The organism is Stenotrophomonas sp. TWI377 (assembly GCF_039674525.1).
Lineage (GTDB): Bacteria > Pseudomonadota > Gammaproteobacteria > Xanthomonadales > Xanthomonadaceae > Stenotrophomonas.
Window position 1 is genome coordinate 16,877 of sequence record NZ_JBDJNT010000027.1, and the last position, 21,189, is coordinate 38,065.

Consider the following 21,189-nt stretch of genomic DNA (forward strand, 5'->3'; position numbering starts at 1 on the left):
CCCGCCATGGATACCGTCACACCTGAAAACCCCGCCTGCGTCATCAACTGCGTTCACTACGATGACCAGGGCAAGCGCCACGACATCGGCCTGGATGCGATCAGCGATGTGATCGCCAGCGACAACGGCTTCGTGTGGGTGGGGCTGTACGAACCCGACGACAGCGTGCTGCTGAAACTGCAGGAAGAATTCGGCCTGCACTCGCTGGCCATCGAAGACGCCCGCAATGCGCATCAGCGGCCAAAGGTGGAGGCCTACGGCAATTCGCTGTTCGTGGTGGTCACGACCGCGCAGATGGTGGACGAGCGGATCCGCTACGGCGAGACCCACGCCTTCCTCGGCCCGCGCTTCCTGGTCACGGTGCGCCATGGCGCATCGCTGTCCTATGCCGCCCCGCGCGCCCGCGTGGAGCGCGAGCCGGACCTGCTGCGCACGATGGGCCCGTCGTACTGCCTGTATGCGGTGCTGGATTTCGTGGTCGACAACTACCTGCCGATCACCCAGCGTTACCGCGACACGCTGGAGCTGCTGGAAAAGGATATCTTTTCCGACAACTACAAGCGCCAGACCGTGGTGCGCCTGTACGAGCTCAAACGCGAGCTCAACAAGATGCGCATGGCGGTCGCGCCGTTGCAGGACATGCTCTCGCAGATCAAGCGCTACCAGGGCGACCTGGTGCCGGACGAAGTGAAGCTCTACCTGCGCGACGTGCACGACCACGCGGTGCGGATCAGTGATGTGATCGACACCCTGCGCGAAATGCTGGGCACCGCGCTGAGCGTGAACCTGTCGCTGGTGACCCTGGCCCAGGGCGAGACGGTCAAGCGCCTGGGTGCCTGGGCGGCGCTGCTGGCCGCCCCGACCTTGATCACCAGCTGGTATGGCATGAACTTCACGAACATGCCCGAACTGGACAAGCCGTGGGCTTACCCGGCGATGATCATCGGCGTCGGTGCGGTGTGCGTGGGGCTGTACCGCCTGTTCAAGCGCGCACGCTGGCTGTAGGTAGCGACCGTTGGTCGCTACGGCGACGACCGTTGGCCGCCATGGCGGGCGACCGTAAGCCACCACGGCGCGAGCCGACCAACGGTCGGCTCCTGCCCGATCCGTGGCATCACGCCACGTAAACCGTCTTGATGTTCATGAACTCATGGATGCCATGCTCGGCCAGTTCACGACCGAAGCCGGATCTTTTGCTGCCGCCGAACGGCAGCCGGACGTCACTCTTGACGATGGCGTTGACGAAGGCGGCACCGCACTCCAGCTGCTGGGCGATGGCTTCGCCGCGCGCCGCATCGGTCGTCCACACGCTGCCGCCCAACCCGAAGGTGGTGTCGTTGGCCACGCGCAGCGCTTCGGCGTCATCGCGGACCCGCAGGATCGCGGCGGCCGGGCCGAACAGTTCTTCGTCGTAGGCCGGCATGCCGGGGGTGACGTTGTCCAGGATGGTCGCCGGATAGCCGGCATGCGAACCCGCCACCGGCTCGCCTCCCAGCAGCAGCGTGGCGCCCTTGGCGATGCTGTCCTGCACCTGCTTGTGCAGCTCGTCGCGCAGGTCCGCGCGTGCCATCGGCGCCAGCGTGGTTTTCTCGTCCTGCGGATCCCCGTAGACGCGCTTGCCTGCAGCGGCGACGAACTTCTCCACGAACGCATCGGCGATCGCATCGACCACGATGAACCGCTTGGCCGCGATGCAGGTCTGCCCGCTGTTGTCGAAGCGTGACTTCACTGCTGCGGCCACCGTCTTCTCGAGATCGGCATCGTCCAGCACCACGAAGGCGTCGCTGCCGCCCAGTTCCATCACGCACTTCTTGAGCTGGTCACCGGCATTGGCCGCAATCGACCGCCCGGCGCGCTCGCTGCCGGTCAGTGTGACCGCCTTGACACGCTTGTCGCGCAGCACCTCGGCGGCCTGGTCGTTGTCGATATGCAGCACATCGAACACGCCCTCGGGCAGGCCGCCATCGCGGCACACCGCCAGGATCAGGTCAGCGCATTGCGGCACGTTGCTGGCGTGCTTGAGCAGCGCCACATTGCCGGCCATGAACGCCGGCGCGAGGAAACGGAACACCTGCCAGATCGGGAAGTTCCATGGCATCACCGCGAACACGCAGCCGATCGGCTCGTAGCGCACGTAGCTGCGCTGGGCCTCGGTGTCGATCAGCTGCGGCTTCAGGTAATCGGCCGCGTGATCGGCGTAGAACTCGCAGGCCTCGGCGCATTTCTCGATCTCGCCCAGCGCTTCCAGCTTGAGCTTGCCCATCTCGGTGGTCATCGCCTGCTGGATGTCACCCTTGCGCTGGCGCAGCTGGGCCGCGATGGCGCGCAGCATAGCCCCGCGCTCCTGCAGCGAACGCGCTGACCAGGCCGGAAACGCCTCGGCGGCAGCGGCCAGGCGCTGCTCGACCTCCGTGGCGGTGAGCAGTTCATGGCGATACGTGACCTGGCCGGTCGCGGGATTGATAATGTCAGCGGTCATCGCGGGTCTCCAAAAGTCAGACCCGCAGTGTGCGCCCCGCCCCGTGATCCGGATGTTGCCGGATCGGGATGACGTTCAGCCGGGGTCCTGCAGCGCCATCTGCATGTCGCGCTGGCGACGCTTCTCGGCGCGGGAGGTGATGTACCAGCCCACCACGGCCGCAATCGACACCGCCAGCACCATCAAGGTGGCCAGGGCATTGATCTCCGGCTTGATGCCCATCCGCACGGAGGAGAACACCTTCATTGGCAGGGTGGTCGAGTTCGGGCCGGCCACGAAGCTGGCGATCACCACGTCATCCAGCGACAGCGTGAACGCCAGCAGCCAGCCGGCCACCAGCGCCGGGGCGATGATCGGCAGGGTGATCTGGAAGAACACCTTCAACCGGCTCGCGCCGAGATCCATCGCGGCCTCCTCCAGCGAGCGGTCCAGCTCCTGCAGGCGCGAGGACACCACCACCGTCACGAAGGACAGGGTGAAGGTGACGTGCGCGATCCAGATGCTGGTCACGCCACGGCTGGGGAAGCCGGGAATGCCGCCCATCGCCACCAGCAGGGTCATCAGCGAGAAGCCCAGGATCACTTCGGGCATCACCAACGGCGCGGTGATCAACGCACCGAACAGGGTCTTGCCCGGGAAGCGGCGCATGCGGGTCATCACCATCGCGGCCATCGTGCCGAGCACGGTGGCCGCGCAGGCCGTCCAGAACGCGACCTTGAGGCTGATCCACAGCGCATCCAGGATCTGCCGGTTGTTGAACAGCTCGCCGTACCAGCGCGTGGAGAAGCCCGACCATACCGTGGCCAGCTTGGAGGCGTTGAACGAGTACACCATCAACAACAGGATCGGCAGGTACAGGAAGGCGAAGCCCAGCCCGAGCAGGCTCCAGCCCAGCCAGCGGTTGCTGCGCACCATGCTCATGCCAGCTTTCCTTCCAGCTCGCGCTGCTGCATGCGGTTGAACAGCAGGATCGGCACCAGCAGCAGGGCCAGCATCACGATCGCCACCGCCGAGGCCGTGGGCCAGTCGCGGTTGTTGAAGAACTCGCCCCACAGCACGCGGCCGATCATCAGCGTATCCGGCCCGCCGAGCATTTCCGGAATCACGAACTCCCCTACCGCCGGGATCATCACCAGCATGCAGCCGGCGATGATGCCGGTGCGCGAGAGCGGCAGTGTGATCCGCACGAAGGCCTGCCACGGCTTGGCGCCGAGGTCGTAGGCCGCTTCCAGCAGGCGGTTGTCCAGCTTGACCAGGTTGGCGTACAGCGGCAGCACCATGAACGGCAGGTAGCAGTAAACGATGCCGATGTAGGCGGCAGTCGGGGTGTACAGGATCTGCAGCGGCGCATCGATCAGGCCGAGCTTGAGCAGCAGCTGGTTGAGCAGGCCGTTGCGGTCCAGGATGCCGATCCAGGCATACACCCGGATCAGGAACGAGGTCCACGAGGGCAGCACCACCAGCATCATCGCCACGTTGCGCGCGGCCGGGCTCATCCGCGAGATCACGTACGCCATCGGGTAGCCGATCAGCAGCGTGAGCAGGGTCGAGATGACCGCGATCTTGATCGAGCTCAGGTACGCCAGCGCGTACTGGTTGTCCTTGACCAGGGCTGCGTAGCTGCCGAGGTTGAGCTTGAGCGAGAAGGCGCCATCCACGTACTCCAGCAGCCAGGTATACGGCGGCGAACCGACCTGGGTGCGCGCGAAGGAGATCATCAGGATGATCACGAACGGCACCGCGAAGAACAGCAGCAGCCACAGGTACGGCGCGGCGATCACGCCGGCGCGCGTGCCCGGGAGCCAGCGCTTCCAGCCGGTCGCGGTCATGAGGTCAGCACCACGCCATCGTTGTCGCGCCAGTGCACCCAGACGGTGTCACCCCAGGTCAGGCCATCGCTGGCCCAGCGCTGGGAGTTGGCGAAATTGGACAGCACCTTGGCCCCGCTCGGCAGGCGCACATGGAACACCGAATGGCTGCCGAAGTAGGCGATCTCCTCGATCACGCCCTGGGCCTTGTTGGTATCCCCCGCCGGCTCGTCCTTGCCGATCATCACCTTTTCCGGGCGTAGTGCGAACGCCACCGGCTGGCCTTCGTAACCGGTGATCCCGTGGGCGACGTAGATCGGTGCGGGGAACAGCGGCGTGCGCACGGTGACGTACTCGGGCAGGTCCTCATCGAGCACGCCATCGAACAGGTTCACCGAGCCGATGAACTCGGCCACGAAGCGGTTGGCCGGCTGCTCGTAGATTTCATCCGGCTTGCCGACCTGCTGGATCCAGCCGGCATCCATGACCGCGATCCGGGTCGCCATGGTCATGGCTTCTTCCTGATCGTGGGTGACCATCACGCAGGTCACCCCGGTGGTCTCGATGATGTTGACCAGCTCCAGCTGCATCTGCGAGCGCAGCTTCTTGTCCAGCGCGCCCATCGGTTCATCCAGCAACAGCAGCTTGGGCCCTTTGGCCAGCGACCGCGCCAGCGCCACGCGCTGCTGCTGGCCACCGGAGAGCTGGTGCGGCTTGCGCTTGGACAGCTTGCCCAGCTGCACCAGCTCCAGCATTTCGCCGACGCGGCGGTTGATCGCATCGCGCGCCATGCCGTCCTGCTTGAGGCCGAAGGCGATGTTCTGCTCGACCGTCATGTGCGGGAACAGCGCATAGGACTGGAACATCATGTTGATCGGGCGCTGGTACGGGGGCAGCGCGTTGATGCGCTGGCCGTCCAGGTCGATGGTCCCCTGGGTGGGGGTCTCGAAGCCGCCCAGGCAGCGCAGCAGCGTCGATTTGCCGCTGCCCGAGCCACCGAGCAGCGCGAAGATCTCGCCTTTGCGCACGTCCAGGGTGACGTCGTCGAGCGCGACGAAACCGTCGAACTCCTTGCGCAGCGCGCGGATGGACAGGTAGCCCGGTTCCAGGACCGGGAGGACCGCGCCTTCCGGCTTGGCTTCAAATGGCATGGTCAGCGGCTCCGGGAGCGGCGGCGGGACGGGGGGAGAATGCCATTTTACCGGTGGTGGCCGCGTCATGTCCTACCCCCTGAAACGACGACGCCGGCACGGGGCCGGCGTCGCAGGGGCGGTCAGCGCCCGGTTTTCACCTCGGTCCACAACCGGGTGTAGAGCTTGTCCACCTCCGGCGTGTTGATCGAGTAGGTGAACATCTTCGCCGCCACATCGGCCGGCGGGTAGATGGTCGGGTCGGTGCGGATCGATTCGTCCACCAGCGGCGTGGCCGCGGTCACCGGGTTGGCGTAATGGATGAAGTTGGTGTTGGCCGCGGCGACCTTCGGCTCCAGCAGGTAGTTGATGAAGGCGTAGGCGGCCTCCGGGTGCTTGGCATCCTTCGGGATGGCCAGCATGTCGAACCACTGCGGGCCACCTTCGCGCGGGATCGAGTAGGCCACGGTCACGCCATTGGAAGCTTCAGCTGCACGGTCACGGGCCTGGATGATGTCACCGGACCAACCCACCACCAGGCAGGTGCCGCCGTTGGCCAGCGAGCCCACGTACTGCGAGGAGTGGAAGTTCTGCACGTACGGGCGGATGCTCTTGAGCAGCGCGGCCGCCTTCTCCAGCGTGGCCGGATCCTGGCTGTGCGGATCTTCGCCCAGATAGTGCAGCGCGATCGGGATCATGTCCGAAGGCGTATCCAGGATGGTGATCCCGCAGTCCTTCATCTTGGCGATGTTTTCGGGCTTGAAGACCAGATCCCAGCTGTTGGCGATGTCGGTGCTGCCACCGAAGCGCTGCTTGAGCAGCTCCACGTTGTAGCCGATGCCGGTGGTGCCGATCATGTACGGCACACCGTATTCGTTGCCCGGGTCCTGCTGCGCGATGCGCTTCATCACGTCCGGGTCGAGGTTGGCCAGGTTCGGGATCTTGCTCTTGTCCAGCGGCAGGAACACGCCGGCCTTGATCTGGCGGCCGAAGAAGTTCAGCGTCGGCACCACCACGTCGTAGCCGCTGTTGCCGGCCAACAGCTTGGTTTCGACCATCTCATCACTGTCGAACACGTCATAGGTCACCTTGGTGCCGGTGGCCTTTTCGAAGTTCGGGATGGTGTCTTCGGCGATGTAATCGCTGTAGTTGTAGACGTTCAGGACCTTGGCGTCGTCCTGCTTGTCACCGCCGCCACAGGCGGTCAGCACGGATACGGCAATGCCGAGGGTGAGGATTCGCAGCTTCATCGGACTCTCCACAGGTCAGGTGCGAGTTGGGGGGAACCGGCCGGACCGGCGCAACGGGTGCCAGCCTACCGGGCATGCCCCCATTTTCCCAGCACATGGCCCTCACGGCCATGCCGGATCCGGTGGCTCGGTCAGACGTTGAGCAGCAGGAACTCACGTTCCCAGGAGCTGATCACCCGGAAGAAGGTCTCGTATTCTTTGCGCTTGACCGACACATAGGCGCGGCAGAAGCGCTCGCCCAGCATCTCGCGCAGTTCCGGGCAGCCTTCCAGCCCGTCCAGCGCCTCGCCCAGCGAGCGCGGCAGGTCATAGCCGAGTTCCTTGGCGCTGCCGCTGATCGGCGCGGTGGGGGAGCCCTGCTCGCGGATGCCGAGCAGGCCGGCGGCCAGGGTGGCGGCGATGGCCAGGTAGGGGTTGGCATCCGAGCCGGCGAACCGGCTTTCCACCCGCATGTTCTCTGGTGTATCCAGCGGCACGCGCAGCCCGCAGGTGCGGTTGTCGAAGCCCCAGTGCACGTTGCTCGGGGAGACCTCGCCGAACATCAGCCGGCGGTAGGAGTTCACGTTTGGCGCAAAGAACGCCATCGCCGCCGGCACGTACTTCTGCAGGCCGGCCAGGTAGTGCCCGAACAACGGGCTGAAATCCTCACCGCCATGCTCGCCGGTGAACACGTTGCTGCCGTCGCTGATCCGCAGCAGGCTCTGGTGGATATGCATCGCACTGCCCGGCTCGTTCTCCATCGGCTTGGCCAGGAAGGTGGCGTAGATGCCATGGCGCATGGCCGACTCACGCATGGTGCGCTTGAACAGGAAGACCTGGTCGGCCAGATCCATCGCATTGGCGTGGGTGAAGTTGACCTCCAGCTGCGCCGCGCCGGATTCATGGATCAGCGTATCCACGTCCAGCTTCATCGCATCGCAGTAGTCGTACATCAGATCGAGGATCGGATCGAACTCGTTGACCGCATCGATCGAGTAGGACTGGCGCGCGGTTTCAGGACGCCCGGAGCGACCGGCCGGCGGCAGCAGCGGGAAGTCCGGGTCGGTGTTCTTCTGGACCAGGAAGAACTCCAGCTCCGGTGCCACCACCGGGCGCAGGCCCAGTTCGGCATAGGCATTGAGGACGCGCCGCAGCACGTTGCGCGGGGCCAGCTCATGCGGCTCGCCGGTCTTGGTGAAACAGTCGTGGATGACCTGGGCGGTGGGATCGGTCGCCCACGGCACCATGCGCACGGTGTCGGCATCCGGGCGCAGGATCATGTCCGAATCCGACGGTGAGGTCAGCTCGTAGTAATCGTCCGGGAACTCGCCGGTGACCGTGGTGGCGAAAATGCCCTCCGGCAGGCGGGTGCCGTAATCGTGCGAGAACTTGTCGGCCGGAATGATCTTGCCGCGCGCGTTGCCGGTGATGTCCGGCACCAGACACTCCACCTCGGTGATGCGCCGGTCCTTGAGCCAGCGCAGCAGCGTGCTCTCCTGCGGAACAGGCTTGGGGGCGGCGGCTTTGCGCGAACGCGTTCGGGTGGTCATGACCGGTCTGCTGTAAGAGAGTTGCGGCGACAAGCATCGCCGAAAGCGTGAAAAATGCTGTGATAGAACGAATTGTCGGCCACCCGCCACTCCGGATGCCACTGCACCCCGAGCACGAAACGATGCGCGGTGCTGCGGGCGGCTTCTATCAGGCCATCCTCAGCAACGGCCTCGATCTGCAGGCCCTCGGCCAAGCGATCGATGCCCTGCCCGTGCACGGAATTGACCCGTGCCGTGGGCGCGCCGGCCCAGCCGGCCAGCCAACCGCCCTCACACAGGTGCACCGCATGCGCCGGCCCATATTGCACCGCCACCGGCGCCTCCGGGTCTTCACGATGATCGTTCATGCCCGGCACCGCGTGCACGCGCGGGTGCAGACTGCCACCGAGCGCGACGTTCAATTCCTGGAAACCCCGACAGATCGCCAGCACAGGCAGGTCGCGGGCCAGCGCCTCCTGCAACAGGGAGAGCGCGTTCGCATCGCGCGCCGGATCATGGCGGTTGCCGGGCCAGCTCGGCGGCCCGGCATACAGATGCGGTTCGATATTGCTCACCGCACCGGTCAGCAGCAGGCCCTGCAGGCGGTCCAGCCAATGCGTGGCCGGCAACGGCGGCTGCAGGCTGGGCAGCAGCACCGGGGTGACACCGGCCGCCTCGGCCAGCGCGCGGACGTACTTCTCACCCGCCGCCGCGAAGGGATGATGGCCCAGCATCGTGCTGTCGGTGGGCAGTCCGACCCAAGGGGGCGAGACCATGCGTCATGCTCGGATGACCTGCAGCCACGTTACCCCCGTGCGCAGACCTCGCGCAACACAGCGCCGCATCGGCGGTGCGCGCCCCCCTCACACGCCTGCGGCAGTAGCTGCGACAGACTGACCCCTGTCCCGCGCGCCGGTTGCTGGCATCCTTTGTCCATGATTGTTGTCCTGTCCTCTCCCCGCCGGTGCCCGGCATGACGGCTGCCGGCGAGGCGCATGCACCCAGCTGGTACGCCGACAGCGTGCCGGGCGCGCCGCTACGTGAACCGCTGACGGGGGATCTGAGCGCCGACGTGTGCGTGCTGGGTGCCGGCTACACCGGCCTGTCCGCCGCCCTGACCCTGGCCGAGCGCGGTTATCGCGTCGTGCTGCTGGAGGCGCACCGCGTGGGCTGGGGGGCGTCCGGCCGCAACGGTGGTCAGGCGATCGTCGGCTACGGCTGCGAAGTGGATACGCTCGAGCATCTGGTGGGCGCTGAAGACGCGCGGGCGCTGTTCGAATTCTCGCGCGATGGCATGCGCCTGCTGCGTGACCGCATCGTCCGCCACCAGATCGAGTGCGATTGGCGCGACGGCCATGCCAGCGTGCCGATCAAACCCCGCCAGGAGCGCATGCTGCGCGCCGGGCTGATCGATCTGGCCCAGCGCTACGACTATCCACTGCAATGGTGGGACCGCACACAGCTGCGCGGGCAGCTGGACAGCCCCCGCTATCGCGGGGCGATGTTCGATCCCCACAGCGGCCACCTGCATCCGCTGGCCTACGCGCAGGGCCTGGCCCGTGCCGCGGAGGCGGCCGGCGCGGTGATCCACGAGCAGTCCCCGGTCCTGCAGCTGATCCGCGGGCCCCGGCCGCAGCTGCGCACCGCGCACGGCACGGTCAGCGCCGACCACGTGGTGATCGCCGGCAATGCCTGGCTGGAGGGCATCGCGCCGGAGCTGGAATCGCGGATCATGCCGGTCGGCACCTATATCGGTGCCAGTGCGGTCCTTGGGCAAGCACGGGCGCAATCGCTGATCCGCAACGACATGGCCGTGGCCGACGTCAGCTGGGCACTGGACTACTTCCGCCTCAGCCGTGATCACCGCCTGCTGTTCGGCGGCCAGGCCAGCTACTCCGCCCTGCCCCCGCCCGGCCTGCGCGGTGTGATGACACGGCGCATGCGCGCGGTGTTCCCGCAGCTGGCCGACGTGGAGCTGGAGTACGTGTGGGGCGGCTATGTGGATATCACCCGCAACCGCGCCCCGCACTGGGGCCGACTGACCCCGAATGTCTATTTCGCGCAGGGCTTCTCGGGCCACGGTGTTGCCGCAGCGGGCCTGGCGGGCCAGGTGCTGGCCGAAGCCATCGCCGGCCAGGCGGAGCGCCTGGATGTATTCGAACGCATTCCGCACCGCCCCTTCCCCGGCGGGCGCATGCTGCGAACCCCGCTGCTGGTTGCGGCGATGTCCTGGTACAAGCTGCGGGATGCGTTGTGGTGAGGGCGCAAGGGGCGTTCGGCGACCACGGGTAAAGTGAGACACGGCGCGACATCTGAAAGCGGTCGCTCTGTTTCCCGGCAGCGCCAGACCGGGAGTGCCAGCAGATGGCATGGGAGCGCATCTCCTGCTGCGCACGACGCGCGTCACAGCGCAACGATGTGTGGAGAATGCGTCATATCAAGGCCTGCAGTGGCAGAGATGGGCGCGCCTCGAACACGGGACGTCATCTGTGTATCCGCGGCGCAGCTCGACTGCGGGCCCTACGACGAGCGTGAAGAGTTTCCTAAGAAAATGAGATATGTGTCACGCCCATGGCCCCGACCCATGCCCGCGCGTGAATCCATACACTGCGCGCGCCATCGCGCCGGACCACTTGCGCAATTGCATAATCCGGCGCGTGTATATACCGTCCAATCTGATCGCGGCATTGATACACAGGGATGTTGACGGCACGAACAGGGGGAGCCGGTGCGAGGAGAATGGTGGAAAAATGGACTTCAGTTGAATCTGCGCATCGAGCCGATCGGGCTTGTCCTTGCCGTCATCTATGCCTTTGCCTGTTGGGGCGCACGCAAGCTGTCCCTCGACCAGTTCTACCTGCCTGCCGGCATACGCGTGGCTGCACTGCTGCTCTGTCCACCACGACTGTGGCCCTATCTGTTCCTGGGTGAGTACGCCTACTTCGCGCAGATGCGTTACCCGATGGTGGAGAAGTACGGGCTGGCGTGGGTCATTCTCGCCTCCGTCTCGCTGATGCCCACGGTGGCAACGATCGTGCGACTGCATCGCAAAATGGTGATCGCCACCACGCAGGCTTGGTTGCTCTCGGTTGGCGCAGCATCAGCCGTAGCCGTCACCTCGTTGAACCTGGTTTTGATGCACTTGCTTTGGCCGACTCCAGATGTCCCCCTCCTTACGGGCGCGGCGCGCTACATGGTGGGCGACTTCATCGGCATTCTGACGGTCGTCCCTCTTGCCCTGCTATGGGCAAGTAGGCGCACGGAACTTGCATGGACAGGCCGTTTCCTGACGCCGAGCATCGCCGCACTGGCACTGATGATATTGACCGGGATCGCTTCTGCGCTCGTTCCTGCAGAGTCCGCCACGGTCAAGAGCAGCCTGCAATTGTTGATGGCGCTACCGGCGATAGCGCTTACCTGTCTTCTTGGTTGGCGTGGGGCGGCAATTGCCGTGCCGTCACTCAACCTCATCATTGGGCTTACGACGCCAAAACCGTATCCACTGGCATTTGATGCGACAACGTTTACGACGCAGATGATCATGGCCATTGCGAGTATCGCGCTGCTTTTGTTCGGCTCACGCATTACGCACTATTATCATCGCTATCAGATTCGTGATGACGGCGAGAGAAACGCCCTAAAACTGGCGCGCAATTCACACATGGCCAGTGAAAAAGGTCTACGAGAACGTGCACTTCATCTCAGGAAGCTTGGCGATGGTATCGAGGTATCGCTTAAAGAGGTGGTGACCTGGCTGAAACTGCAGGGTCACCATGAGATAGCAAACGGGCTGATGAACACTGCAACGTTGCATTCACAGCAGTTCCGCACACAGGCAAGCATGGTCTATCCAACGGCATTGGATCAGTTGGGCCTCTACGTTGCACTGCAAGCCGGCGGCGTCCGTGAATGCTGGGACCAGAGCAACCGGGTGACTCGGCCTCGCTTGGAAGGCGACCCTTGCATGTTGAGTACAGGCCTTCAGCTCGCGGCCTATCGTGCGCTCACTGAAGCGGTACCCCTGCTTTTGGAGCATGAGTTTGGACAGATAATGGTCCGCGCCCGCTGCGGGGGTTTCGGGTCGCAACGGGGAATCCTTTTAGTGGTAGCACTGCTTGATTCAGCCCAGCCGTTGTCCGAGACAACCGTCGCCATGGTGGATGAGCATCTGGCAGGCCTGCCTCTTGCTTACGGCGGCTTTGTACACTGCCGCCGCAACCGCATCAGGATAGTGCTCACGGAGGCAGCCGCGCGCTCCCCCGCCAGAGCGACAGACATGCCGCGGCAAAACTGGGTGCGGGAAAGCATCCGATCTGGACAATAGATCCTTCCGGTGCCCTCCAAAGTGCGTTGACGTGCTGCCGCACTCTAGGCGGCAGCACGTCAACGCTGGCTATCTATCAGAATCCTAAGGCTGCTGACCTGCGACCTCAACGGACCACACAGCATCATTGCCATGTCCGTAGAGAACCAGCGAGAAGCGGGAACCTCTATAAATCTCGGCCCTCGCTGCGTTTGCCGGCGGCCGTACGCGCTGCCGTGGCAACGACACACTCGCCGATCTTTCGCCAGCGGGCAGGGTCCAGAACGCATCATCTACATTTCCGATGATCACTTGAACGCGCCCCACGAAATCATTTACCTGGAAATAAGAGATTCCATCGCGCGTGAACCCATACACGTGCCACTGTGGATCCAAACTCAGATCGACCGCGATCGGCTGCGCCCTGCCCAGTCCACTTTTTGCCAGAGGAGTTCCGTGTCCATCTGACTGCGCCATTCCAACCATCGGAACCGACGCGAGAATAACGACACCCACAACACCAACAATCCTTGGAATGCGCACATTTACCTCCTGATTAAAACGTTGAGGGGAACTTCAGCGATAGTAACCGTAAGCGGACATCCATCGATCAGCCGGGGCCGCCTGAGCGGCCAGCACAGGACGACGCCCCACCCGGCAACCAGGCGGAGGCTGCGACATTTCGCGGCACCCCTCTCCCTAAAGTTACGCGTGAAACCGCCGCTACCAGTCCCGACCCACTCGGAACCGAGCGTACGCCTCATGCCGGCACTGTTGCAGGGCGCTGTTCTCAGCGACCCCGGTGATGCCCTGCCCCAGCGGATCCTGCTGGTGGAAAACTCGCGCACGTTCACCAGCATGCTGCGTGAGGCGATCGAGCAGCGGCTGGAGCTGCCGGTTTCGGTGGCGACCAGCCTGGCCGAGGCCGGGCGGCTGCTGGATGAGGAACAGGGTTGGTTCCTGGTCCTGACCGGGCTGGTGCTGGCCGATGGCGACCGCGATACCGTGGTGGACTACTTCCTGTCGCGCGGGCTGCCCACCGTGGTGGTCAGCGGCGTGTATGACGAGGATCTGCGCAAGCGCGTGCTGCAGCAGAAGATCATCGATTACGTGCTCAAGAATACCCCGGGCAGCATCGATTATCTGGTGTGGCTCGTGCAACGACTGGAGCGCAACCGGCGCATCGCCGCGCTGGTGGTGGATGACTCGATGTCGGCGCGGATGTACGCCGCCTCCTTGCTGCGCATGTATGGGCACGATGTCTACGAGGCCGCTGACGGCGCCGAGGGACTGAAGGCCATCGAGGCGCACCCGGCGATCCGGCTGGCGGTGGTCGATCAGGAGATGCCAGGCATGGAGGGCGTGGAATTCACCCGCCGCCTGCGCACGATGCGCTCGCGCGACAAGCTGGCCGTGATCGGGATTTCCGGCAATACCGATCCCTCGCTGATTCCGCGCTTCCTCAAGAACGGCGCCAACGATTTCCTGCGCAAGCCCTTCTCGCGCGAGGAGTTCTTCTGCCGCGTCTCGCAGAACGTGGACCAGCTCGAGCTGATCGGCACCCTGCAGGACCTGGCTACCCGCGATTTTCTGACCGGGCTGCCGAATCGTCGCTGCTTCCTGGAGCAGAGTCAGCGTCAGCTGCCGCAGCTGCACCTGGATGGCGAACAGGTGGCTGTCGCGATGATCGACATCGACCACTTCAAGCACATCAACGATACCCATGGCCACGAGGCCGGCGACGATGCGCTGCGCGCGGTGGCCGCAGCGGTCGCCCAGCATGCGCGCCAGGACGATCTGATCGCACGCTTCGGCGGCGAGGAGTTCTGCCTGCTGGTACCGGGCATGGATGAAGAGCAGGCCGTGCACTACTTCGACGAACTGCGCCAGCGCATCGCCGCGCTGGAGGTCGACCTGGGCCACACCACCCTGCGCATGACGGTCAGCATCGGGCTGTGCTGTCTGCGGCCGCAGCGCGATTCCCTGCACCGGCTGATTTCCGAGGCCGATCGGCAGCTGTACCTGGCCAAGGCCGGCGGCCGCAATCGCGTCCATTGCGCCACCGTGGCGACCGGCCCACGCCAGCGCGAGCCTACCCTGGCGCCTTGATCGAGATCAACGCGGCCCCGGCCGCGACTGCCTAGAGTCGCCCCCAGTTGAACAGCGCGGGGAACGCACCATGGCACTTCTGGTCTGGCAGGACGATCTGAACATCGGTATCGATGTCATCGATCACCAGCACATGCGCATCGTGGAGATGCTCAACCACCTGCACGTCGCCCAGAAGAGCCTGGAGCGGCTGGCCGTGGCCGAGGTCATCGACGAACTCGTGGACTACACGATGTCCCACTTCGCCTTCGAAGAAGAGCTGATGGAGGAAGCCGGCTACCCGTTCTGCGCGGCGCACAAGCGCGTGCACGAAATCTTCGGCAAGCGCGTGGGCGAGTACCGGCTGCGTTTCCAGGCCGGTGAGGACATCACCGACGAGCTGCGCACGATGCTGTCGCGCTGGCTGTTCAACCATATCCGTGGCGATGACAAGGCGTACGCGCCGCAGGTCAAACAACACCTCAACCAGTTCGCGCGCGACCACCAGCAGGGCAGCTGGCTGGGCCGCACGCTCAAGCGCTTCTTCCGCTGATCAGCGTCCGCGCCGTCCCATCGCCAGCAAGGCGACGATGGTGATCAATGCGGTCACGCACAGGTAATAGCCCACCGCGACCAGGCCATAGCGCTCGGCCAGCCACGTCGCCACATACGGCGCCGGTGCAGCACCGAGAATGCCGGCCAGGTTGAACGACAAGGAGGCGCCGGTATAGCGCACCTGCACCGGGTAGATCTCGGCCAGGAAGGTGCCGCACGGGCCGTAGGTCAGGCCCATCAGGAACAGGCCCAGCGCCAGGAACCCCAGCACCAGCCACGGGCTGCCGGCCTGGAACAGCGGCGCGAACACCACGCCGAAGGCGAGGATCAGGCCGCTGGCCACGATCATCGTGCGGCGCGTACCCCAGCGGTCGCCGTACAACGCGGAAATGGGAATGCCGGCGGCGAAGAACAGGATGCCGACCATCTGCAGCAGCAGGAACTGCTCACGCGAGTAGCCCAGCACGGTGGTGCCGTGGCCGAGGGTGAACACCGTCATCAGGTAGAACAGCACGAAGGTGGCGAACGCCCCCAGGGTGCCCAGCACCAGCGTCAGCGGATGTTCGCGCAGCACCGTCCACATCGGCAGCTTGACCCGCTCGTTGCGGTCCAGCGCGGCCTGGAATTGCGGGGTCTCGTGGATGTTCAGGCGTACCCACAGGCCGATGCCGACCAGCAGCGAACTGGCCAGGAACGGCACGCGCCAGCCCCATTGCAGGAAATCGGCCTCGCTCATCGCGCGGCCCAGCAGCAGGAAGATACCGGCCGAAAGCAGGAAGCCCAGCGGTGCGCCCAACTGCGGGAACATGCCGTACCAGGCGCGTTTGCCGGGCGGCGCATTCTCGGTGGCCAGCAGCACGGCGCCACCCCACTCTCCCCCCAGCCCCAGGCCCTGCCCGAAGCGGCACAGCGCGAGCAGTGCCGGCGCGACCAGCCCGATGCTGGCATGCGTGGGCAGCAGGCCGATCGCCACGGTGGAGATGCCCATCGTGAGCAGCGCAGCGACCAGCGTCGCCTTGCGCCCGATGCGGTCACCGTAGTGACCGAACACCGCCGAGCCGACCGGCCGCGCGATGAAGGCCACCGCGAAGGTCGCCAGCGACTGCAGCATCGCCGCCCCATCGCTGCTTTCGGGGAAAAACAGGTGCGGGAACACCAGCACCGCGGCGGTGGCGTAGATGTAGAAATCGAAGAACTCGATGGTGGTGCCGATCAGGCTCGCCAGCAGAATGCGGCGGGGAGAGTTCACGACAGGGGCGACAGCAGGTGTGGACATCGGGCACGCAGAAAAAGGCAGCTGCCGGATTCTGCCACGGCCTTCCGCTGGCTGCCGCAATGGTTGCAGACGAGACTGTCAGCCTGTGACCGCCTCGGCGACCTGCGCATCCGGCAGGAACTTCCCCGGCACCGCAGGGTCTCAACGCGGTCACCCCGCCAGGACGGTCCCCGGATGTCAGCCTCACGGAAGAGTGCCGCCCCCTTGCGCTGGGCGCAGCCGGTCGCCATCGCGGTGGTGATCGTTGTGCACGGGCTGATGCTGGGCGTGCTGCTGCGGTCTCCGGCCCCCAGTGGCGCTGCGGAGGAGGCCCGCCTGGCGGTGTACTGGCTGGTGCGGCCGCTGGCTGCGCCGGTTCCCCCACCCTTGGCGACTCCCGCGCCCCCTATGCCGCAGCCCGCCGCCTCGCAGCGTTTGCCTGCGCCACGCGTGGCCACGCCCACCATCGCATCACATGCTGCGGCGGTGGATCCGCAGGCGCCACGCGCCGCACTGGACCTGAGCGTGCCGGGCTCGCGGATGGGCAACGGCATCGATGCCGCCTTGCTGGTTCCGCGTGTGCTGGGCGACCGGGAGGTACACCCGGCATTCCAGCCCAAACCCAAGCGCTTCCGCATGAAGGCGGGGATGACCCCGGAGCAGATCGTGCACGGCATCTTCCAGCTGATCGGCGCGTGGCCCCCGGGCTACACGGTGGACCCGTGCCGCCTGACGCGGCAGCAGATCGACTACCTGCGCAACGCCGTGGATGAAATGGATCGCGACCTGCTGCGCGAGTCGCTGATCCGCCACAGCCAGGACTGCTGAGCGGCGTCAGCCGCCCAGGTGGATCCAGGTCGCCTTGAGTTCGGTGTACTTGTCGAAGGCGTGCAGGGATTTGTCGCGGCCGATGCCGGACTGCTTGTAGCCACCGAATGGGGCGGTCATGTCGCCACCATCCCATTGATTGACCCACACACTGCCCGCACGCAGCCCGCGTGCTACCCGATGCGCACGGCCAAGGTCGCGTGTCCATACGCCAGCGGCCAGCCCGTAGATCGAATCATTGGCCATGCGCAGGGCATCGTCTTCATGATCGAAGGTCAGCACCGACAGCACCGGCCCGAAGATCTCCTCGCGGGCGATGGTGTGCTGCGGATCGACCTCGTCGAACACGGTCGGCTCGACATAGCTGCCACCCGGCACCACCTCCAGCCGCTTGCCCCCCAGCAGCAGGCGTGCGCCCTCGGCCTCGCCGCGTGCTACGTAATCCAGCACGCGGCCTGCATGCGCCTCATCGACCAGTGCGCCCATCGCGGCATCCGGCTCGAAGGGATGCTGCGGCTGCATATGCCGGCCATGCGCCAGTACGCGGGCCACGAAGGCATCCTTGATCGAGCGCTGGACCAGGAGGCGCGAGCCGGCGGTGCACACCTCGCCCTGGTTGTAGAAGATCGCGGTGGCAGCGGCCTGGGCGGCCTTGTCCAGATCGGGCGCATCAGCGAACACGAGGTTCGGGCTCTTGCCGCCGCACTCCAGCCAGGTGCGCTTGAGATTCGATTTCCCGGCGCATTGCAGCAACCGCCGACCGACGGCGGTGGAGCCGGTGAACGCCAGCGCATCCACGTCCATGTGCAACGCCAGCGGTTCGCCGGTGCGCTCACCATGGCCGGGAAGCACATTGAACACGCCATCAGGTACCCCCGCCTCGGCCACCAGCGCGGCCAGGCGGATCGCGCTCAGCGGCGAGCGCTCGGAGGGCTTGAGCACCACGGAATTGCCCGCCGCCAAGGCTGGCGCGATCTTCCACGTTGCCATCAGCAGCGGGAAGTTCCACGGCACGATCACCGCCACCACGCCCACCGGCTCACGGGTGATCAGGCCCAGCGTATCCAGCGCGGTCGGGGCAACCTCGCCGTACACCTTGTCCACCGCCTCGGCGGTCCAGCGCAGGCAGCGCACGACACCGGCCAGATCGCCCTCGCGTGCGTCGCGGACCGGCTTGCCCATGTCCAGGGTTTCCAGCAGCGCGAGCGCATCGGCGTGTTGTTCCACCAGGTCGGCCAGCCGCAGCAGCACCTGCTTGCGATGAGAGGGCGCCGCCCGCGACCAGTCGCCCGCATCGAAACTGCGCCGCGCCGCTGCGACCGCCCGATCGACGTCCGTCGTGTCGGCGTCGGCCACCTGCACCAGCACGCGGCCATCGATCGGGCTGACGCAGTCATAGCGCGCGCCACTGGCGGCGTCCACGTAGCGCCCATCGATGAAGGCCTGGCCCTGGAAGGTCAGTGCATCGGCCTGGCGTTGCCAGTCGTCACGGGTGCGTGCGGTGGTCATCGGCGTCCTCCTCGCTCACTCATTCGGGCAAGGCGGTTATACCCGGCGCCATCACGGGATGACGTGAGGCGAGTGCGATAAAGTCGTGACCATCGCGCCCTTGCGGAGTGCCGCATGCCTCGTCCCGATTCGTCGTTGTCGACCCTGGCCAGCCAGGCACCCGCAGACGTGGATGCCTACTGGATGCCATTCACCGCCAACCGCCAGTTCAAGGCGGCCCCGCGCCTGCTGGTGCGTGCGGAGGGCATGTATTACCACGACATCGACGACCGTCCGATCCTGGATGGCGCGGCCGGCCTGTGGTGCTGCAACGCAGGGCATGCGCGGCCGAGGATCGTGCAGGCGATCCAGCAGCAGGCGGCCACGCTGGATTTCGCGCCACCGTTCCAGATGGCCTCCCCCTTGCCCTTCGTGCTGGCCCAGCGGTTGGCCGCGCTGGCACCGGGCCGCTTGAACCATGTGTTCTTCACCAACTCCGGCTCCGAGGCGGTCGACACCGCGATGAAGATCGGGCTGGCCTACCATCGCCTGCGCGGCGAGGGTCACCGCACCCGCTTCATCGGCCGGGAGAAGGCCTATCACGGCGTCGGCTTCGGCGGCCTGTCGATCGGCGGCCTGCCCAACAACCGCAAGACGTTCGGGCCGTTGTTGCCCGGCAGCGATTTCCTGCGCCACACGCTCGATCTGGAGCGCAATGCCTTCAGCCCCGGCTTGCCGCGCCACGGTGCCGAACTCGCAGAAGACCTGGAACGCCTGATCGCGCTGCACGATGCATCCACGATCGCGGCGGTGTTCGTCGAGCCGATCGCTGGCTCGGCGGGGGTGATCCTGCCCGCACCGGGGTACCTGCAGCGCCTGCGCGAGATCTGCGACCAGCACGGCATCCTGCTGGTGTTCGATGAGGTGATCACCGGTTTCGGCCGGGTCGGCAACGCCTTCGCCGCGCAGCGCTTCGGGGTCACCCCGGACCTGATGACCTTGGCCAAGGGGCTGACCAACGGCGCGGTGCCGATGGGCGCGGTGCTGGCCAGCGAAGTGATCCACGACGCCTTCATGCAGGGCCCACCGGCCGCCATCGAGTTCTTCCACGGCTACACCTATTCCGGCCACCCGCTGGCCTGCGCAGCGGCCCTGGCGGCGCTGGATACCTACGCCGAAGAGCATCTGTTCGAGCGCGCCATCGAGCTGGGCGACTACTGGCAGGAGCGACTGCACAGCCTGCGCGGGCTGCCGCATGTGGTGGACATCCGTAATTTCGGGCTCATCGGTGCTGTCGAGCTGATGCCGCGCAAGGACGCCCCCGGCGCGCGTGGCTACGAGGTGTTCGAGCGCTGCTTCCGCGATGGCCAGTTGCTGGTGCGCTGCACTGGCGATGTGATCGCCCTGTCGCCCCCGCTGATCCTGGAGCGCAGCCATATCGACCGGATCGTGGACGTACTGGGCGAGATGATCCGCGCCACCGGCTGAGGCTGAATCCACCGGCGACGACGGCGACCGCCGCGATCCTTACAATGGTCGGTCACGTTTCGCTCGCGTACCGGATTGCATGGACATTGTCGTCAAAGAAGAACTCAAGGCCTACATCGACCCGCTGACCCCGGACGAGCACGACGCCCTGGAGCGCAGCATCCTCGCCGAAGGCTGCCGCGATGCGCTGGTGCTGTGGGGCGAGGTGCTGGTGGACGGTCACAACCGCTACGGCATCTGCCAGAAGCACGGCCTGCCGTTCCAGACGATCCAGAACACCCGCTTCCAGTCGATGGATGACGTCCACCTGTGGATGATCGAGCAGCACCTGGGGCGCCGCAGCGTCTCCGATTTCCAGCGTGGCGTGCTGGCGCTGCGCAAGCGCGACATCCTGGCCGAGCGCCACCGCGCCGATCAGGCCCAGCTGCAGAAGGAAAGCGATGGCGAGATCAGCGGCCCGGCCGATGCTGGTGACGAGGACAGCCCGCCGTGGGCGGCCGCGCCGAAGGTCAGCCGCGCCGACATGGCCCGCGAAGCGCGCCTGAGCAGCAGCCAGGTGACGATGATCGAGCGCATCCACAAGCAGGCCGCACCGGAGCTGGTGGAAGCGGTCAAGACCGGGGTGATCTCGATCAGCGCCGCGGCCGCCGTGGCCGACCTGCCCGAAGACGAACAACGCGCCGCGGCCGCCGCCGGCAAGGACGAGCTCAAGCAGGCCGCCAAGCGCGTGCGCGAGTCCAAGCGCAAGCCGCGCAAGCCGGTCCAGGAGGTGCTGCACAGTGCCGACGGCGACGCCGAGGTCGACCCCAGCCGCGCCGCCGAGATCGCCGATGCGCTCAACGCACTGGGCGAAGGCCCTGCCGAGCTGCGCCAGCGCATCATCGCGCTGACCCTGGAAAACGACACCCTGCGCCAGCAGCTGGCCGCGCTGCGCAAGCAGGTGGCGGACATCTGAGGTAGTGCCGGCCGCTGTCCGGCACCGCGAACAACCGTCGGATGGGGTACGTGG

General features: G+C 65.8%; 17 protein-coding genes. 8 read left to right on the forward strand and 9 right to left on the reverse strand.

From position 1 onward, the window contains the following. The first annotated feature begins 6 nt into the window (after positions 1 to 6). Positions 7 to 1,005: a magnesium and cobalt transport protein CorA gene (locus ABE546_RS17205; RefSeq protein WP_313217796.1), complete on the forward strand. Its 999-nt coding sequence runs from the start codon at positions 7 to 9 to the stop codon at positions 1,003 to 1,005. A gap of 109 nt (positions 1,006 to 1,114) precedes the next feature. Here ABE546_RS17205 and ABE546_RS17210 read toward each other — a convergent pair whose 3' ends face one another. The 7 genes from ABE546_RS17210 to ABE546_RS17240 form a co-directional block, all read right to left on the reverse strand. Then, the gene (locus tag ABE546_RS17210) at positions 1,115 to 2,479 is read right to left on the reverse strand and encodes an NAD-dependent succinate-semialdehyde dehydrogenase (protein WP_313211254.1); all 1,365 of its coding nucleotides are present in this window, start codon (positions 2,477 to 2,479) and stop codon (positions 1,115 to 1,117) included. 75 nt (positions 2,480 to 2,554) lie between these two features. Next, the gene (locus tag ABE546_RS17215) at positions 2,555 to 3,400 is read right to left on the reverse strand and encodes an ABC transporter permease subunit (RefSeq protein ID WP_313211255.1); all 846 of its coding nucleotides are present in this window, start codon (positions 3,398 to 3,400) and stop codon (positions 2,555 to 2,557) included. Next, positions 3,397 to 4,308 (reverse strand): ABC transporter permease subunit, encoded by a 912-nt coding sequence (locus tag ABE546_RS17220; RefSeq protein ID WP_259260210.1) that lies wholly within the window; start codon positions 4,306 to 4,308, stop codon positions 3,397 to 3,399. Before ABE546_RS17220 ends, ABE546_RS17215 begins: the two co-directional genes overlap by 4 nt. Continuing rightward, a complete protein-coding gene (potA, locus tag ABE546_RS17225; RefSeq protein WP_346464568.1) occupies positions 4,305 to 5,438 on the reverse strand; it encodes a polyamine ABC transporter ATP-binding protein in 1,134 nt (377 codons plus the stop codon). Before potA ends, ABE546_RS17220 begins: the two co-directional genes overlap by 4 nt. Positions 5,439 to 5,560: 122 nt before the next feature. Then, positions 5,561 to 6,667, reverse strand: coding sequence for a polyamine ABC transporter substrate-binding protein (locus tag ABE546_RS17230; protein ID WP_313211256.1), 1,107 nt, complete (start codon positions 6,665 to 6,667; stop codon positions 5,561 to 5,563). A gap of 131 nt (positions 6,668 to 6,798) precedes the next feature. Next, positions 6,799 to 8,196, reverse strand: coding sequence for a glutamine synthetase family protein (locus tag ABE546_RS17235; protein ID WP_123728825.1), 1,398 nt, complete (start codon positions 8,194 to 8,196; stop codon positions 6,799 to 6,801). Continuing rightward, on the reverse strand, positions 8,193 to 8,951 hold the full coding sequence (locus ABE546_RS17240) for a gamma-glutamyl-gamma-aminobutyrate hydrolase family protein (RefSeq protein ID WP_346464569.1): 759 nt from the start codon (positions 8,949 to 8,951) through the stop codon (positions 8,193 to 8,195). Before ABE546_RS17240 ends, ABE546_RS17235 begins: the two co-directional genes overlap by 4 nt. A 197-nt stretch (positions 8,952 to 9,148) precedes the next feature. Here ABE546_RS17240 and ABE546_RS17245 point away from each other — a divergent pair, with 197 nt between their 5' ends. The 4 genes from ABE546_RS17245 (at position 9,149) to ABE546_RS17260 (ending at position 15,119) form a co-directional block, all read left to right on the forward strand. After that, positions 9,149 to 10,435, forward strand: a complete 1,287-nt coding sequence (locus ABE546_RS17245; protein ID WP_313211258.1) for an FAD-binding oxidoreductase — start codon at positions 9,149 to 9,151, stop codon at positions 10,433 to 10,435. Positions 10,436 to 10,936: 501 nt separating this feature from the next. Beyond that, the gene (locus tag ABE546_RS17250; protein ID WP_346464570.1) at positions 10,937 to 12,499 is read left to right on the forward strand and encodes an MASE1 domain-containing protein; all 1,563 of its coding nucleotides are present in this window, start codon (positions 10,937 to 10,939) and stop codon (positions 12,497 to 12,499) included. A gap of 741 nt (positions 12,500 to 13,240) precedes the next feature. After that, the gene (locus ABE546_RS17255) at positions 13,241 to 14,587 is read left to right on the forward strand and encodes a diguanylate cyclase (protein WP_346464571.1); all 1,347 of its coding nucleotides are present in this window, start codon (positions 13,241 to 13,243) and stop codon (positions 14,585 to 14,587) included. A 70-nt stretch (positions 14,588 to 14,657) separates the two neighbouring features. Then, a complete protein-coding gene (locus ABE546_RS17260; protein WP_313211262.1) occupies positions 14,658 to 15,119 on the forward strand; it encodes a bacteriohemerythrin in 462 nt (153 codons plus the stop codon). On the opposite strand, the gene ABE546_RS17265 is transcribed toward ABE546_RS17260, so the two are convergent. Then, positions 15,120 to 16,397, reverse strand: a complete 1,278-nt coding sequence (locus ABE546_RS17265) for an MFS transporter (protein WP_313217782.1) — start codon at positions 16,395 to 16,397, stop codon at positions 15,120 to 15,122. Between the two features lie 174 nt (positions 16,398 to 16,571). Between ABE546_RS17265 and ABE546_RS17270 the strand changes: the two genes are divergently transcribed. Beyond that, positions 16,572 to 17,204: a hypothetical protein gene (locus tag ABE546_RS17270; RefSeq protein ID WP_346464572.1), complete on the forward strand. Its 633-nt coding sequence runs from the start codon at positions 16,572 to 16,574 to the stop codon at positions 17,202 to 17,204. Between the two features lie 6 nt (positions 17,205 to 17,210). Here ABE546_RS17270 and ABE546_RS17275 read toward each other — a convergent pair whose 3' ends face one another. Continuing rightward, the gene (locus ABE546_RS17275; protein ID WP_346464573.1) at positions 17,211 to 18,713 is read right to left on the reverse strand and encodes an aldehyde dehydrogenase; all 1,503 of its coding nucleotides are present in this window, start codon (positions 18,711 to 18,713) and stop codon (positions 17,211 to 17,213) included. 114 nt (positions 18,714 to 18,827) lie between these two features. On the opposite strand from ABE546_RS17275, the gene ABE546_RS17280 reads away from it, so the two are divergent. Continuing rightward, positions 18,828 to 20,180, forward strand: coding sequence for an aspartate aminotransferase family protein (locus ABE546_RS17280; protein ID WP_346464574.1), 1,353 nt, complete (start codon positions 18,828 to 18,830; stop codon positions 20,178 to 20,180). A gap of 79 nt (positions 20,181 to 20,259) precedes the next feature. Next, the gene (locus ABE546_RS17285) at positions 20,260 to 21,135 is read left to right on the forward strand and encodes a plasmid replication/partition related protein (protein WP_070426982.1); all 876 of its coding nucleotides are present in this window, start codon (positions 20,260 to 20,262) and stop codon (positions 21,133 to 21,135) included. Positions 21,136 to 21,189: the final 54 nt, after the last annotated feature.

Coding starts and splice junctions, on each gene's coding strand:
- potA (WP_346464568.1), bottom strand. CDS start 5,438: ATGCCATTTGAAGCCAAGCCGGAAGGCGCGGTCCTCCCGGTCCTGGAA.
- ABE546_RS17210 (WP_313211254.1), bottom strand. CDS start 2,479: ATGACCGCTGACATTATCAATCCCGCGACCGGCCAGGTCACGTATCGC.
- ABE546_RS17280 (WP_346464574.1), top strand. CDS start 18,828: ATGCCTCGTCCCGATTCGTCGTTGTCGACCCTGGCCAGCCAGGCACCC.
- ABE546_RS17230 (WP_313211256.1), bottom strand. CDS start 6,667: ATGAAGCTGCGAATCCTCACCCTCGGCATTGCCGTATCCGTGCTGACC.
- ABE546_RS17255 (WP_346464571.1), top strand. CDS start 13,241: ATGCCGGCACTGTTGCAGGGCGCTGTTCTCAGCGACCCCGGTGATGCC.
- ABE546_RS17285 (WP_070426982.1), top strand. CDS start 20,260: ATGGACATTGTCGTCAAAGAAGAACTCAAGGCCTACATCGACCCGCTG.
- ABE546_RS17260 (WP_313211262.1), top strand. CDS start 14,658: ATGGCACTTCTGGTCTGGCAGGACGATCTGAACATCGGTATCGATGTC.
- ABE546_RS17215 (WP_313211255.1), bottom strand. CDS start 3,400: ATGAGCATGGTGCGCAGCAACCGCTGGCTGGGCTGGAGCCTGCTCGGG.
- ABE546_RS17265 (WP_313217782.1), bottom strand. CDS start 16,397: ATGTCCACACCTGCTGTCGCCCCTGTCGTGAACTCTCCCCGCCGCATT.
- ABE546_RS17205 (WP_313217796.1), top strand. CDS start 7: ATGGATACCGTCACACCTGAAAACCCCGCCTGCGTCATCAACTGCGTT.
- ABE546_RS17220 (WP_259260210.1), bottom strand. CDS start 4,308: ATGACCGCGACCGGCTGGAAGCGCTGGCTCCCGGGCACGCGCGCCGGC.
- ABE546_RS17270 (WP_346464572.1), top strand. CDS start 16,572: ATGTCAGCCTCACGGAAGAGTGCCGCCCCCTTGCGCTGGGCGCAGCCG.
- ABE546_RS17235 (WP_123728825.1), bottom strand. CDS start 8,196: ATGACCACCCGAACGCGTTCGCGCAAAGCCGCCGCCCCCAAGCCTGTT.
- ABE546_RS17245 (WP_313211258.1), top strand. CDS start 9,149: ATGACGGCTGCCGGCGAGGCGCATGCACCCAGCTGGTACGCCGACAGC.
- ABE546_RS17240 (WP_346464569.1), bottom strand. CDS start 8,951: ATGGTCTCGCCCCCTTGGGTCGGACTGCCCACCGACAGCACGATGCTG.
- ABE546_RS17275 (WP_346464573.1), bottom strand. CDS start 18,713: ATGACCACCGCACGCACCCGTGACGACTGGCAACGCCAGGCCGATGCA.